The organism is Rhodococcus sp. WS1 (assembly GCF_003797745.1).
Classification (GTDB): Bacteria; Actinomycetota; Actinomycetes; order Mycobacteriales; family Mycobacteriaceae; genus Rhodococcus_F; species Rhodococcus_F erythropolis.
In genome coordinates this window covers 906,737-920,910 of sequence record NZ_RKLZ01000001.1, presented here as the reverse complement: position 1 = coordinate 920,910, position 14,174 = coordinate 906,737, and the positions used below count along the sequence as shown (strand labels likewise).

Genomic DNA, 14,174 nt, shown 5'->3' with positions numbered 1-14,174 from the left:
TTTTTCGGTTTCCCGGTCCAAATGTTTATATCTTGATCACTCCAGCTCAAGTGGCATCTATCTCCGTTTTCTCCATTGTTGGTCAATTGTCCAGCATTGGTCGTTTTGTTTAGTTTCTCCTACTTTTGGGGGAGTAAATGCACTTCTAATTGCCCAGGTGAATTGTCATCTGTTTGGATGACAAAAGAAATGCCTTCGCTGTTGGTAATTGTCGACATGTGTTAATTTTGGCGCAATTCCACTCGGGATATGTGAAAGGTATTTCAATGTCGATTAATTCCACGCGCCGTGTCGGAGTCGTCGTAGCGCTCCTCGGGGCAGCTGCACTCACCGCTCCGGCAATTGCTACTGCGCTTCCGTCCACCGGTTCTCTCGGCTCTTCTGCGCCGGAAGCCTCGTGCTCGACCCTGTCCACCGAAGCGACGCCGAACGGGTGGGGCATCCCGTTCACCGACGAGAAGGATCAGACCGCGTCGTACTCGGCCGACAACGTTCTCGACAAGGACGGTTCACTGAAGCTCGCCGTCGACGGCACCGGCGATCGTTCGGTTTCCTACCATTCGGCCGGCGGTATCAAGCTGTCCGACGCAGTCAGCAAGGCGATCGGCTTTGCCGAGCGCGCCGCCACGCCGACTGCGGCGTTCCAGCTCCGCCTTACCGGAACCACCGGCGGAAAGTTCGATAACGGATTCACCACCCTGGTGTGGGTCCCGGGACCGGACGCGACGCCGACGGCCGACGGCGGCGTTCACGCGGATCTCCAGAAGGGCGTGTGGTGGAGCACTCAGAACATCGACGGCGCCAAGGACCGCGTGTCAGTGCCTTTGGCAGACATCGTCGCCGCGAACCCGAATGCGGTAGTCGATCATTACGGCGTCAGTGTCGGGACCGGTTCCGCTGCCACCTCGACGCTGGTCGATGCGGTGCAGTTCAACGGATGCACCACCAACTTCGCGAAGAAGGATCCGGCTTCGGGAACGGGTTCGCTGGGCGAGGTCTTCGGCAGCCTGTTCGGTAGCTAGTCGCTGGTAAGAGTTACTTCCACCAGTCATCCAGGGGTGTGACCGGCACCGTGCGCTTGTGACGAGTGTTGGCGAACATCTTCTCGAGCTTTTCGGCTACCTCGGAGGAAACGTCCTTTCCTTCGAGGTAGTCGTCTATCTGTGAGTACGTGACGCCGAGGGCAACTTCGTCGGGCAGCGCGGGTCGGTCGTCCTCGAGGTCGGCGGTCGGCACCTTGCGCCACGTGCTCTCGGGTGCGCCCAATTCCTGCAGTAGCGCAGCGCCCTGACGTTTGCTCAGGCCGGTGAGCGGCGTGATGTCGACGCCGCCGTCACCGAATTTCGTGAAGAAGCCGGTAATCGCTTCTGCGGCGTGGTCGGTACCGATTACCAAGTAGCCGAGCTGACCGGCAATCGCATACTGAATGACCATTCGTTCGCGCGCCTTGATGTTGCCACGGACGAAGTCGCGTAGTTCGCCGTTCCCCAACGCCTCGGAGGCCTCACGGGCTGTGGCGTCGGCGCCAGGCTTGACGTTGACCGTGAGAGAGCGGTCCGGCTTGATGAAGCCGAGTGCGATCTGAGCATCGGATTCGTCGGCCTGCGCGCCATAGGGGAGTCGAACGGCGACGAACTCGGCCTCGTGGCCTTCTTCACGAAGTTCAGCGACCGCGCGTTGGGCGAGGGCTCCGGCGAGCGTGCTGTCCTGACCGCCGCTGATTCCCAGAACGAACCCTTTGGCGGGGGTCGAGCGCACGTAGTCCTTCAGGAACTGGACTCGCGCGCGAACCTCCGCTGCGGCGTCGATTGTCGGCTTTGTGCCGAGTTCTTCGATGATGCTTTCACGCAGTGTGGCCATGAATGGACTCTAGCGATGTGAGCAGGCGCGTGCAGTGCCACCGTATCCGGGGCGGTACGGTCGCGCACATGAGTGCGAACAACGTTCTGGTGGTCAGTGCGACGAAGTCGGAAGCGGCATACGTGCCGCAAGGATACGAACTGCTGATCACGGGGATTGGAAAGGTCAGTGCTGCAACAGCAGTCGCCTCTGCTCTCGCGCGGTACGAGCGGGAGAATCTGCCGCTGGTCGTCAACATCGGGACCGCCGGTGCGCTGCACGCGCACCACGGTGGCCTCTATGTTCCCGGGGTCGTCATCAATCACGACATCAGCAGCACCGCGATCCGAGCGCTGGGGCACGACGTCGCGGACCGATTAGTACTCGCCGGCGGTGACGACTCGGTGTTGGCGACCGGCGACGCATTTATCGCCGACACTGCGACCCGGGACGCTCTCGCTCAGCGAGCCGATCTGGTCGACATGGAGGGGTTTGCCATCGCATTCGCCGCGCAGGCTGCGGGTGCTACCTGCCGCCTCGTCAAACATGTCAGCGATCACGCGGACGACTCGGCCTTGGACTGGCCCGCGATGATCGATGCCAGCGCCCGCGAATTGGGGCGCTGGCTGCTCGACAACGTCTGATCGAGCCTGCAGCGTCTGGTCAAGCCTGCGCAGTCAGTATCAATCCGGTGTTGTCGGGCTTGCGCAGGGTCAGCGTGTCGGCGTCGACGGTGTAGCTCACTTCACCGTCGAGTACAGCCAGGATCTGACGCTCGATGTCCATGTTCTCCTCGGGGCAGGCCATTCGCGTGGTTGCCATCGGCGTGAACGTGACTGTGGTGTCGGATACCTGGGCGCTTCCGGTCATGCGATTGCATCCGGTGGTTCCGCTGACCGAACCGTCTGCGGCAATCGTGAGTTCGGGAGCTGACGTCTCCAGAGCCAGGCTCGTACTGATCGCATCGGGACTGATGAGTGACGTGACGGTCCACGTCGTGCCCTGCAGAGGTCGATCCGGCGTGACGATCTTCTTGTCCTGCAGAGTCACTGTGGCGTCGTCCGATGTCAGGGTGAGGGTGTCGCCGTCGAGGCTCCACGTCGGCGCGGAGGTCAGCAATGTTGTTGTCCAGGCGTCGGATTCGGCGATGCCGGGAGGGCAGCCCATCATGGTCGACGCCATGGTGCCGGTGGTCAGCTTGCCTTCGGTGAACTCGACCGAGCCGTTTGCCGTGTTGCATCCGGCGCTCGCGGACACTCGACCCGCTTGGCTGAAATCGAGAGTCAGCGGGCCACCGCCGGGAATTTGTGTTCCGTCGACGGAGGTCGAGATGAAGACGCGGCCGGAGGGGTCCGTCTTGTCCTCGGGGGAGTCGGACGAAGCGGAGCAACCGCTTACCGCGGCGATGGTCAGGAGGCCGATGACGGCAGCTGCGATGCGCATGGGCTCACATTAAGTGGTGGGACGGATCTGGGGAGTCAACATCGAGTAACGCGCCGGGCAAGGTCTTCCCAGCCGGCGGCCAGGCGCTCGGTGGTCATCCCGAGATCGCGCACCTGATGAAGGACAAGCGACGCTTCGAGCGGTGCCAACAGTGCTGAAGCGAGCAGATCGAGGTCGCCCTCGACGCCGGCTCCTCGAAGAAGTCCGATGACGTGAGCGATGCCGAGTGCTCGTGCCGGACCGCCGAAGCGGTATTCAGGAGCGTTTTCCGCCGCTCGGAGGACTTCGCCCTGTACTTCCACCATGGCGATCCGGGCTCGTCCGAACGCGATGAGGCGCTCGATCGGCGGCGCGCCAGGACCCAACGGTGGGGGGCCGAACATGAATGCCTGCTGCAGTTCTCGCTCGGTGTGATCGAGCAGTGCCTGCATCAGTCCCGATCGATTGCCGAAGCGCCGAAAAACTGTGCCCTTGCCCACACCGGCCCGGCACGCGACGGCATCCATCGTGACCGCGTCGACACCTCGCTCGGCGACGAGGAGGGCTGCGGCGTCGAGCAGAAGTACGCGGTTACGTGCTGCGTCACCGCGCTCGACGGGTACGGCGCCGATCTGGGGGAGGGGGATTGCGCTCACGGGATCAGGTTACAGGGCCGGGGAATGTAAGTGGACCGCGGTCCGTTTAGTTGATATAACTTTCAACCGGAGCCACCAACCGCACCACTCTCGAAGGAATCTCGTTATGTCACAGACCAATGTTCTCGTTCTCGTCGGCAGCCTGCGCGCCGGATCCGTCAATCGCCAGCTTGCCGAGACGGCTGTGTCCGCCGCACCCGAGGGTGCAACGCTGACGGTCTTCGAAGGCCTCGCCGACGTCCCCTTCTACAACGAAGACATCGACGTCGAGGGTGCTTCCATTCCCGCTGTCGACGCACTGCGCGCCGCTGCGAGCGACGCTGACGCGTTCCTGCTCGTCACCCCCGAATACAACGGCACCATCCCCGCGGTTCTGAAGAACGCCATCGACTGGATCTCGCGTCCGTACGGTGTCGGTGCAGTCAAGGACAAGGCTGTCGCAGTCATCAGCGCTTCGCCCAGCGGCAACGGCGCCAAGTGGGCACACGAAGACACCACCAAGGCAGTCCGCATCGCCGGCGGCAAGGTCGTCGAGGACACCGCACTGAGCATCGGTGGAACCGGCGCACTGTTCGGTGAGCTGCACCCGCGTGAGAACGCAGAGGTGCTCGCTCAGGTCTCCAAGGTCGTCTCCGACCTCGTCGACGCCAGCAAGCAGCTCGTCAACGCGTAATCCGTTTCACGAGCGAGGGCCATGCCGGAAGGTATGGCCCTCACTCGTATGCGATTCGCGCCCGTATGTGCGCTAGAGCCCTTCGCGTTCCATCGCGTCGTCGACGGCGTCGCGAACCGACTCGAAATCCTTGCCGGCCATCATCGCTTCGCCCATCGCGGCATCGATACGGTCGGCGACGACGGCGTACCGACGCTCCCAGTTCTCCTTGTCCTCCCGCCAGTAACCCATCACGTGCATGCGGGGTGCCGGGATTTCCCATGTTCGACGCAGATGGGCGCGGATGCGTCTGGCGGTCGCGGCCTCGACTGCGCACCAGATGTAGCCCTCGCCGGGAGGCAGGGGAATGGCGGCCAATTCGGCGAGCAGTGAGTCTGCTTCGTCGATCCATCGGTAGTGAGCGTCGGCGCGCGTCGTGAACGTCTGCTGTTCGCTCGGCGCGGGCACCTGTGCAATGACGTGGATCGGTAGATCGTCGGGTGCTTCTTCCAAGATCCGCCCGATCGCAGGCAGTGCGGCGTGATCGGCGACGAGTAGCAGCCAGTCGCACTCTGCCGGCGGCTTGAACCACCCGCTCGCAGTCGAAAGATGTACGGTCTCGCCCGGTTGCGCATTCTCGGCCCAGAGCGCAGCTCCGCCGTGGCCGTGGAGAACGAAGTCGATCTCCAGTTCGTTCTTCGAGGGCTGCCAGTGCCGGACCGTGTAACTACGGGCGTGAGGGGGGTCGAGGGGGAATCTGACGAGCACCCGTTCGTCGGGGCTCCCGCTCGTCTCGAAGTCGCTCAGGCCCGCACCGCCGAAGGTGATTCTGCGCATCTTAGGTGTCACCTGCTGCGTTCTCGTCACGGTTGCCTGGTGGCGCGGAGCCTCGTCCTTCGGGGGTGTTTCCACGACGCTCATGGTAGGTCCGAGTAGTGGTTTTCAGATGCTGTCGGACCTGCGACCGAAATGTGACGGGCGACACGCCGACGCGCCGGAAGATGTGTGCGCTGAACTGGGGCTACCTGGGAATTTCAACGATGTGACTCACAACATCTCGCGTTATGTGTTTCTGTCGGCCACTAGGTGTAGTGTCTTGAGCACTGAGAGACCACAACGCGGAACGCCTCGAGCGAGACTCCGGCAATCGGTCGAATCGGTGCTGAACATCACTACATCGGCCTTTGTTGGCTAAGCGAAAGAGGGACTCTCATGAGCATCACCGTCTACACCAAGCCCGCTTGCGTTCAGTGCAATGCCACCTACCGCGCCCTCGACAAGGCCGGTCTCGAATACAACATCATCGACATCACCGAGGATGCCGAAGCCCGCGACTACGTCATGGCTCTCGGGTACCTCCAGGCGCCCATCGTGGTTGCCGGTGAAGATCACTGGTCGGGTTTCCGTCCCGATCGCATCAAGACCCTGACCGTCGCTGCTTGAAGCGCCGCAGTGTCGGCGGTGGACACCTCCGCCGACACATCTGAGTAGTTCCGGGCACCGTACAAGAAAATGGTGACAACCGATGACTTCGCTGGTCTATTTTTCCAGCGTGTCGGAGAACACCCACCGATTCGTTCAACGTCTCGGCCTGCCTGCGACACGTATACCTATCCATGACCGTGACGGCTCATTTCGTGTAAACGAGCCCTATGTGCTGATTCTGCCCACCTATGGTGGCGGGGTCACCGTGACAGGGCGCGACACCAGTTATGTGCCGAAGCCGGTCATTCGTTTTTTGAACAATCCACACAACAGGTCGTTGATCAGAGCAGTGATCGCGGCGGGAAACACCAATTTCGGTGAGTCCTTTTGCTATGCAGGAAACATCATTTCCCAGAAATGCCACGTTCCTTTTCTGTACCGGTTCGAACTCATGGGCACTGCCGAGGATGTCGACCGAGTACGAGAAGGCTTGGGGGAGTTCTGGAATCATCTCGAAACAGAGAAGGAGCACGGGCAGTGGCGCCAACCATCACTGACACGATCGCGGCAGGAAGCGTAGAGCGTGATGCACGCGGCGGCGATTCCACCAACGGTCTCGACTACCACGCACTCAATGCCATGCTCAACCTGTACGGCGCCAACGGTGAGATCCAGTTCGAGATGGATGTCGCTGCAGCCCGTCAGTACTTCTTGCAGCACGTCAACCAGAACACCGTGTTCTTCCACAACCTCGACGAGAAGCTGGACTACCTCGTCGAGGAAAACTATTACGAGCCCGAGGTTCTCGATCAGTACTCACGTACTTTCGTGAAGTTCCTGATCGATCACGCGTACGCCAAGAAGTTCCGCTTCCCGACGTTCCTGGGTGCATTCAAGTACTACACCTCGTACACGCTCAAGACCTTCGACGGTAAGCGCTACCTCGAGCGTTTCGAAGATCGTGTCTGCATGGTTGCGCTCACCCTGGCCGCAGGCAACGAAGACCTGGCCGTCGAACTCGTCGACGAGATCATCGCCGGACGCTTCCAGCCCGCCACCCCGACGTTCCTGAACTCGGGCAAGAAGCAGCGCGGTGAGCCCGTGTCCTGCTTCCTGCTTCGTATCGAAGACAACATGGAGTCCATCGGTCGCTCCATCAACTCGGCACTGCAGCTGTCCAAGCGTGGTGGCGGAGTTGCCTTGCTGCTCACCAATGTTCGTGAGCACGGCGCACCGATCAAGAAGATCGAGAACCAGAGTTCGGGTGTCATCCCGATCATGAAGCTTCTCGAGGACTCGTTCTCCTACGCCAACCAGTTGGGTGCGCGTCAGGGCGCCGGCGCCGTGTACCTGCATGCGCACCACCCCGACATCTACCGCTTCCTCGACACCAAGCGTGAGAACGCCGACGAGAAGATCCGCATCAAGACGCTCTCTCTCGGCGTCGTGATCCCGGACATCACTTTCGAACTGGCGAAGAAGAACGAGGACATGTACCTGTTCTCGCCGTACGACGTCGAGCGCATCTACGGAGTTCCGTTCTCCGACATCAACGTCTCCGAGAAGTACTACGAGATGGTCGACGACAAGCGAATTCGCAAGTCCAAGATCAAGGCTCGCGAGTTCTTCCAGACCGTCGCCGAATTGCAGTTCGAATCGGGCTACCCCTACATCATGTTCGAGGACACGGTGAACCGGGCAAACCCGATCGAAGGCAAGATCACTCACTCGAACCTGTGCTCGGAGATCCTGCAGGTTTCGACGCCTTCGCTGTTCAACGACGACCTGTCCTACTCGAAGGTCGGCAAGGACATCTCCTGCAACCTGGGTTCGCTGAACATCGCGAAGACCATGGACTCGCCCGACTTCGCGAAGACCATCGAAGTGTCGATCCGCGGATTGACGGCAGTGTCCGACCAGACACACATCTACTCGGTGCCGTCGATCGAGCAGGGCAACAACGACTCTCACGCCATCGGCCTCGGTCAGATGAACCTGCACGGATACCTCGCTCGTGAGCGGATCTTCTACGGCAGCGAAGAAGGCATCGACTTCACGAACATCTACTTCTACACCGTGCTGTTCCACGCACTGCGTGCGTCGAACAAGATCGCCATCGAGCGCGGCTCGTACTTCAAGGGTTTCCCGGAGTCGAAGTACGCCTCGGGTGAATTCTTCGACAAGTACACCGACCAGGTCTGGGAGCCTGCAACCGACAAGGTTCGCGGACTCTTCGCCGATGCGAAGCTGCACATCCCCACCCAGGACGACTGGCGTGAGCTGAAGGCTTCGGTTCAGAAGCACGGTATCTACAACCAGAACCTTCAGGCCGTCCCGCCGACCGGCTCGATCTCGTACATCAACTACTCCACCAGCTCCATCCACCCGGTGGCGTCGAAGATCGAGATCCGCAAGGAAGGCAAGATCGGTCGCGTCTACTACCCGGCGCCCTACCTGACCAACGACAACCTGGAGTACTACCAGGATGCCTACGAAATCGGGTACGAGAAGATCGTCGACACCTATGCTGCCGCAACGCAACACGTCGACCAGGGCCTGTCGCTGACGCTGTTCTTCAAGGACACCGCCACCACACGCGACATCAACAAGGCGCAGATCTACGCGTGGCGTAAGGGCATCAAGACGCTGTACTACATCCGTCTGCGTCAGATGGCACTCGAAGGCACCGAGGTCGAGGGCTGCGTTTCCTGCATGCTGTAAAGGGCTCCGCCCCGTGCGCCTTTTCGGTAGTGGTTACTACCGAAAAGGCGCACAGGGGTGTCAAGCCGGCGGACGGCCTGGACCGTGCATCTTGCCGGCATTCTTCGGCATTCGACCGTGCTCGGTGAGTGCGCGCCGAAGGAGAAACTCGATCTGGGCGTTGGTACTTCGGAGATCGTCGGCGGCCCAGCGGGCAAGCGCGTCGTGCACCGCTGGGTCCAACCGAAGCAGGATCTTCTTACGCTCCGATCTCGGAGCTGGATCCGTGGCCATGTGGCCTTTCCTTTACTGGTAGAGCGAACCGGTGTTCAGCACCGGTTGTGCGTCGCGGTCGCCGCACAGCACGACCAGAAGGTTACTGATCATCGTGGCCTTGCGTTCCTCGTCGAGTTCGACGACGTGCTTTTCCTCGAGTTGCTTGAGTGCCATGTCGACCATGGACACCGCACCTTCGACGATTTGCTTGCGGGCGGCGATCACTGCACCCGCTTGCTGGCGCCGAAGCATTGCGCTGGCGATCTCGGGTGCATACGAGAGCCTGTTGATGCGTGTCTCGATAACTTCGACACCCGCCGCACGCACGCGGGCGTGAACCTCCTCCGACAAGGTGGTGGTGATGATATCGGCGTTCTCGCGCAACGAGACTCGACCTTCGGCGTCGTACGGGTAGCTGCCGGCGATATGGCGGACGGCCGCCTCGGTCTGCACCGAGACGAACTCCTCGTAGTCGTCCACCTGGAACGACGCGAGCGCTGTGTCGGCAACTTGCCAGACGACCACCGCCGAGATCTCGATGGGATTTCCGTCGGCGTCGTTCACTTTCGCCTGACCGGTCTCGTGGTTTCGGATGCGCGTCGAGATCGATCGACGGACCGTCAGCGGATTTGTCCATCGCAGGCCCGGCGTGCGCAGGGTGCCGCTGTACGAGCTTCCCAGGAGTTGAAGGACTCGGGCTTGATTCGGTTGCACCAAGGTCAGGCCCATCAGCAGGGGGAGTGACGCGATGAACAGCACCACACCGACCGGAATCAGGGCGAAGAGTCCCAGAACTCCGCCAACGACGGACAGTGCGATTCCGGCCAGGAAGAGAAGTACGCCGCCGAGGAGCATCCAGCTGCCGGACAGGTCCCAGCCTGGGCGTTCGGCGATCGTTGTGGTGGCGACTCCGGTCGGTTTCTCGGCCACGGTGGGTGTGCTGGTCATGCGGGACTCGCTTTCCATCGGTAAGTGATATTTAATTGATATCACATTTTTTGTACTCGTGGAGGGGCGCGTGCGACACATGTTGTTGTGTTGGCATCGCGGACCCGACACAACGGGTAGTGTTCAGGCAAGCCAACATTCGGCAGTATCTCTCTCGCTAGGTAGGAATTATGGTCAAGCTGGTCAGTCGCGTTTCCGCCATCAACTGGAATCGCGTCCAGGACGAGAAGGACGCCGAGGTATGGGATCGCCTCGTCAGCAACTTCTGGCTGCCCGAAAAGGTGCCGGTCTCCAACGACATCCCGTCCTGGGGAACGCTGACCGCGCAGGAGCAGCAGCTCACCATGCGCGTCTTCACGGGCCTGACGCTGCTCGACACCATCCAGGGAACGGTCGGCGCCGTCAGCCTCATCCCGGACGCGATCACTCCCCACGAAGAAGCGGTGTACACCAACATCGCCTTCATGGAATCGGTGCACGCGAAGAGTTACAGCTCGATCTTCTCGACGCTGTGCTCCACCCCGGACATCGACGACGCGTTCCGCTGGTCGGAGGAGAACCCCAACCTGCAGCGCAAGGCGCAGATCGTTCTCGACTACTACAACGGCGAGTCGCCGCTCAAGCGCAAGGTCGCATCGACGCTCCTCGAGAGCTTCCTCTTCTACTCCGGCTTCTACCTGCCGATGTACTGGTCCTCGCGAGCCAAGCTCACCAACACCGCAGACCTCATCCGCCTCATCATCCGCGACGAGGCCGTGCACGGGTACTACATCGGCTACAAGTACCAGAAGGGTCTCGAACAGCTCACCGAGGCCGAGCGTGAAGAGCTCAAGAACTATACGTTCGAGCTGCTCTTCGAGCTCTACGAGAACGAGGTCGACTACACGCAGGACCTCTACGACGGCGTCGGCCTGACCGAGGATGTCAAGAAGTTCCTGCGCTACAACGCCAACAAGGCGCTCAACAATCTCGGCTACGAAGGCCTCTTCCCGAAGGACGAGACGGACGTCAATCCGGCTATCCTGTCGGCACTTTCACCGAATGCGGACGAGAATCACGACTTCTTCTCCGGCTCGGGAAGCTCTTATGTCATCGGCAAGGCAGTCAACACCGAAGACGACGACTGGGATTTCTAGAGCGACCCGCTCGGGATTTCTAGAGCGACCCGCTCGGGATTTCTAGAGCGACCTATATACCGAAGCCCGACTCCTGCACACGCGGGAATCGGGCTTCGGTCGTCGATGGGGGAGTGGGTCAGCGCAGAAACCACGCTTCCGGCTTGTCCAGCAATGCTTTTGCGAGGCGCAGACGCGAGGTTTCCGTCATGTCCGAAGGCAATCCGCTCGGCGCGAACCACGCGACCTCGAGGTTTTCGTCGTCCGCCACGTGTGCATCTCCGCCGGTCCACCTGGCCAGGAAGCAGACGTCGAGGTACTGGGTCACGTCACCATTGGGGTACGTAATGGGTTCTGTGACATCGACACTCGTGATCCGAATCAATTCGGCGTCGACGCCGGTTTCTTCCTTCGCCTCCCGCACCGCCGCCGCCGACGGTTCCTCTCCGGGCTCGAGAACGCCGGACACGACGGCCCACTGACCGTTGTCGGCGCGGCGGGTGAGCAGGACCCGGCCGTCGTCGTCGCGGATCACGACGCTCACGCCGGACAGCCAGAGCGGCGCATGACCGACCTTCTCGCGCAAAGCGACAATGAATTCCGGGATCGGCATGATCAGAACCCGACCGTCACAGTTGTGGCGAGCCGCCTCGAATGTGGGAGTAGCGGTTCGTTCCAGTCAGCTCGCATATCCGTTCAAGGTTCCCTTCAAGTCCGCCAATACGGCACGGGCGGCAGTCATCCCGTTTCCGTTCCAGATTTCGTCTTCAGCGACGAACACACGCCGGTCGGTGGCGGCGGCGAGGTCCTGCCACTGGTCGCTCTTCATGATCTCGGTGCCGTAGGTACGGCCGTTCGGCCCGTCGAAGAGTACGTAGATCAAGTCACCTTCGGCGGCGCTGAGATCGTCGGCCGGAATCGGTGCTGTGGTCGCATCGGTCAATCGCTGCGCCGGTGGGCGCCGGACGCCGACGTCGCTGAGGATCTGTCCGGCGAAGGATGCGGGACCCTCGATCTGCAGGTCCTTCGAACCGAACCGAACCACTGATGCCTGCGTCTGTGATGCATTCAATGCGTCGCCGAGTTGCACGACGTCCTGCTGGTAGCGGTCAAGCTCCGTCGCAGCCGCGGACGAACGGCCAAGTGCCTGGCCGGCGAGGGCGAACTGCGCTTTCCAGTACACGGGATCCGCGCCGGCGAACACGGTGGGGGCGATGGCGTCGAGTTGCCCGTACAAACCGTCGGACGCCGGACTGGACCCGAGGATCAAGTCCGGCGCGGCGGCCTTCACGGCGTTGACGTCGGGTGCGCTCACGGGGCCGACGCTCGGAATCTCCGAGATGCCGAAACCGAGGTACGACGGTTGAGGCGAGTCGACACCGGTCGCGGCGCCCACTACCCGCTCCCACAGACCGAGGGCGCACACGGCGTCCATCGAGACGCTGTCGAGGACCACGATCCGTTGGGGATCGGAAGGAACCTCGGTTTCACCCGCAGTGTGTACGACTCGACGCTTCACCCCGGGGCCCGCTCCCGGGTCGGCTTGCGTCGGCGTCGGGCACGCGGTGGCGGTGTCGCGTTCGATACCCATCACGCCGGCACCGGCGATCGACGTAGTGGTCCGGACGATGGTGCTCGCGGGATCGTCCGACGAGTCGGACGAGCAACCACCGAGGACGAGCATCGTGGCGGCGATCCCCAGGATCGAGACACGACGAATGGACGTGCGGGCGGTCGTGCGTGAGAGAACAGACGTGCGTGAGAGAACAGACAAGTCGACGGCTTCCTGTGTGAGCGGGCGCCGTTCAGGTTAGCTGTTCGACTCAGCTGTTCTGCTTGTCCACCTCGAACGTGTCCGAGAGGTCGTCGAGGATCATGTGGGCGCCCTGGATGCTGACCGGCGACATCCAACGTGAATCGTCCACGTCGACCTTGCGTCCTCGAAGGGTCTGCCACAGAGGGCTCTCGAGGAACGGCTTCGCAGCTTCGGCGCTCTTGCCCTCGGCGTCTTGCCAGGTGCTGATGAAGATGATGTCCGCGTCGGCTTCGTTGATCAGCTCGGGGCTGATCTTCATCATGATGTTTCCGGCATCGGCGGGGTCAGGTCCCTGGTTGTCCGGGCGCTTCAATCCGGCGTCCTGAAGGACGATGCCGCTGAACGAGGTGGTGCGGTAGAGGCGTGCCGTCGGTTCACCGGCGAATCGGACTACCGAGATGACCGGGTTGTTCGCCTTCTCGTTGATTTCCTTGCCGACGGTGGCTGCGCGGGTTTCGTACTCGGTGATCTTCGCCTCGGCCAGTGACTCCTTGCCCAGCGCTTGACCGACCAGGCGGATGTTGTCCTTCCACGTCGGGCCGGTCGTCTGAGTGAAGACGGTGGGTGCGATTGCGGACAGTTGTTCGTAGTTCTTCCCGTCGCGGACCTCGGCGGAGATGATGAGGTCCGGCTGCAGTGCGGCGATCTTCTCGAGGCTTGCACTGCTGACCGTGCCGACCGAGACGGCGTCCGCGGCGAATTCCTCCCGGGAGGATCCGAGGTAGTCGGGCAGACCGGGCTCGCGGTAGTCGACGTAGCCGACGAGCGGGGATTCGAGGAGAAGGACGGCGTCGGTGAAGCTGTTGTCGAGCGCGACGATCCGCTGGGGTGCTGCCGGGATTTCGGTGCTTCCACGGAAGTGTTCGATCGTGCGGGGGAATGCGCCCGACTCGGTCGAGGTGGTGGTTGCAGCGGGCTCGTCGTTACTCGAGCAGGCTGGAACGACCAAGGCGATCGAGGCTGCGACGGCTACCAGCGCGGCGCGGCGGGGAAAGAATTTCACTGAATACTCCTGAGGTGAGTTAGGCGAGGGTGACCTTATCAGTGGAGGAGATGGCCGAAAACGGACACCGGCCGAATTCTTCGACGGGTACGACACGCCGATTCGGATGTGGGTTCGGACTCCCGAGGGAACATAAACCGCAGGTCGTTCGTTTGGTGCCCCCAAAAACGGATGCTCGAGTACGACGCAGAGTAGGACCGGGTCGCGGTGCCTCGGAGTCACGGTCTACGATTCGATGAGCGCAAGCCAGAAGCCGTTGTCCGCAGCCCGGGCGACGGACCCTGCGGGCGCAACCAAGGGCTCTTTGACGGAGTCTGCGGAG

General features: G+C 61.7%; 16 protein-coding genes. 7 read left to right on the top strand and 9 right to left on the bottom strand.

Features of this window, described 5'->3' with window-relative positions; translation table 11 throughout:
- The first annotated feature begins 266 nt into the window (after positions 1-266).
- A complete protein-coding gene (locus EEB12_RS04200) occupies positions 267-1,022 on the top strand; it encodes a hypothetical protein (RefSeq protein ID WP_141487435.1) in 756 nt (251 codons plus the stop codon).
- A 13-nt stretch (positions 1,023-1,035) separates the two neighbouring features.
- Here EEB12_RS04200 and nadE read toward each other — a convergent pair whose 3' ends face one another.
- Complete coding sequence (gene nadE / locus EEB12_RS04195) at positions 1,036-1,860, bottom strand: ammonia-dependent NAD(+) synthetase (protein ID WP_019747880.1); 825 nt, start codon at positions 1,858-1,860, stop codon at positions 1,036-1,038.
- Positions 1,861-1,928: 68 nt separating this feature from the next.
- On the opposite strand from nadE, the gene EEB12_RS04190 reads away from it, so the two are divergent.
- A complete protein-coding gene (locus EEB12_RS04190; RefSeq protein WP_019747881.1) occupies positions 1,929-2,483 on the top strand; it encodes a nucleosidase in 555 nt (184 codons plus the stop codon).
- Between the two features lie 19 nt (positions 2,484-2,502).
- On the opposite strand, the gene EEB12_RS04185 is transcribed toward EEB12_RS04190, so the two are convergent.
- Positions 2,503-3,282: an META domain-containing protein gene (locus EEB12_RS04185; RefSeq protein ID WP_141487434.1), complete on the bottom strand. Its 780-nt coding sequence runs from the start codon at positions 3,280-3,282 to the stop codon at positions 2,503-2,505.
- A gap of 35 nt (positions 3,283-3,317) precedes the next feature.
- Entirely contained in the window at positions 3,318-3,917 is a 600-nt protein-coding gene (locus EEB12_RS04180) for a TetR/AcrR family transcriptional regulator (protein WP_019747883.1), read from the bottom strand.
- A gap of 106 nt (positions 3,918-4,023) precedes the next feature.
- Between EEB12_RS04180 and EEB12_RS04175 the strand changes: the two genes are divergently transcribed.
- The gene (locus tag EEB12_RS04175) at positions 4,024-4,590 is read left to right on the top strand and encodes an NAD(P)H-dependent oxidoreductase (protein WP_019747884.1); all 567 of its coding nucleotides are present in this window, start codon (positions 4,024-4,026) and stop codon (positions 4,588-4,590) included.
- 72 nt (positions 4,591-4,662) lie between these two features.
- Here the strand turns inward: EEB12_RS04175 and EEB12_RS04170 are convergent, their stop codons facing one another.
- Positions 4,663-5,490, bottom strand: a complete 828-nt coding sequence (locus EEB12_RS04170; protein WP_141487433.1) for a siderophore-interacting protein — start codon at positions 5,488-5,490, stop codon at positions 4,663-4,665.
- Between the two features lie 291 nt (positions 5,491-5,781).
- Between EEB12_RS04170 and nrdH the strand changes: the two genes are divergently transcribed.
- The 3 genes from nrdH (at position 5,782) to nrdE (ending at position 8,715) form a co-directional block, all read left to right on the top strand.
- Positions 5,782-6,012: a glutaredoxin-like protein NrdH gene (nrdH, locus tag EEB12_RS04165; RefSeq protein ID WP_019747886.1), complete on the top strand. Its 231-nt coding sequence runs from the start codon at positions 5,782-5,784 to the stop codon at positions 6,010-6,012.
- Positions 6,013-6,094: 82 nt separating this feature from the next.
- Positions 6,095-6,574, top strand: a complete 480-nt coding sequence (gene nrdI / locus EEB12_RS04160; protein ID WP_019747887.1) for a class Ib ribonucleoside-diphosphate reductase assembly flavoprotein NrdI — start codon at positions 6,095-6,097, stop codon at positions 6,572-6,574.
- Positions 6,532-8,715, top strand: coding sequence for a class 1b ribonucleoside-diphosphate reductase subunit alpha (gene nrdE / locus EEB12_RS04155; protein WP_029255087.1), 2,184 nt, complete (start codon positions 6,532-6,534; stop codon positions 8,713-8,715). Before nrdI ends, nrdE begins: the two co-directional genes overlap by 43 nt.
- Positions 8,716-8,775: 60 nt before the next feature.
- On the opposite strand, the gene EEB12_RS04150 is transcribed toward nrdE, so the two are convergent.
- Positions 8,776-8,988, bottom strand: a complete 213-nt coding sequence (locus EEB12_RS04150; protein ID WP_003944723.1) for a hypothetical protein — start codon at positions 8,986-8,988, stop codon at positions 8,776-8,778.
- A gap of 12 nt (positions 8,989-9,000) precedes the next feature.
- Positions 9,001-9,918, bottom strand: a complete 918-nt coding sequence (locus tag EEB12_RS04145) for an SPFH domain-containing protein (RefSeq protein ID WP_003944699.1) — start codon at positions 9,916-9,918, stop codon at positions 9,001-9,003.
- A 170-nt stretch (positions 9,919-10,088) separates the two neighbouring features.
- Here EEB12_RS04145 and nrdF point away from each other — a divergent pair, with 170 nt between their 5' ends.
- Positions 10,089-11,054 (top strand): class 1b ribonucleoside-diphosphate reductase subunit beta, encoded by a 966-nt coding sequence (gene nrdF / locus EEB12_RS04140; protein WP_003944744.1) that lies wholly within the window; start codon positions 10,089-10,091, stop codon positions 11,052-11,054.
- A 118-nt stretch (positions 11,055-11,172) separates the two neighbouring features.
- Here nrdF and EEB12_RS04135 read toward each other — a convergent pair whose 3' ends face one another.
- The 3 genes from EEB12_RS04135 to EEB12_RS04125 all read right to left on the bottom strand — a co-directional run bounded on the left by EEB12_RS04135 (position 11,173) and on the right by EEB12_RS04125 (position 13,852).
- Positions 11,173-11,646 (bottom strand): NUDIX hydrolase, encoded by a 474-nt coding sequence (locus EEB12_RS04135; RefSeq protein WP_029255089.1) that lies wholly within the window; start codon positions 11,644-11,646, stop codon positions 11,173-11,175.
- A gap of 66 nt (positions 11,647-11,712) precedes the next feature.
- On the bottom strand, positions 11,713-12,807 hold the full coding sequence (locus EEB12_RS04130; RefSeq protein WP_020907233.1) for an iron-siderophore ABC transporter substrate-binding protein: 1,095 nt from the start codon (positions 12,805-12,807) through the stop codon (positions 11,713-11,715).
- A 49-nt stretch (positions 12,808-12,856) separates the two neighbouring features.
- Positions 12,857-13,852 (bottom strand): ABC transporter substrate-binding protein, encoded by a 996-nt coding sequence (locus tag EEB12_RS04125; RefSeq protein WP_141487432.1) that lies wholly within the window; start codon positions 13,850-13,852, stop codon positions 12,857-12,859.
- Between the last annotated feature and the right edge of the window lie 322 nt (positions 13,853-14,174).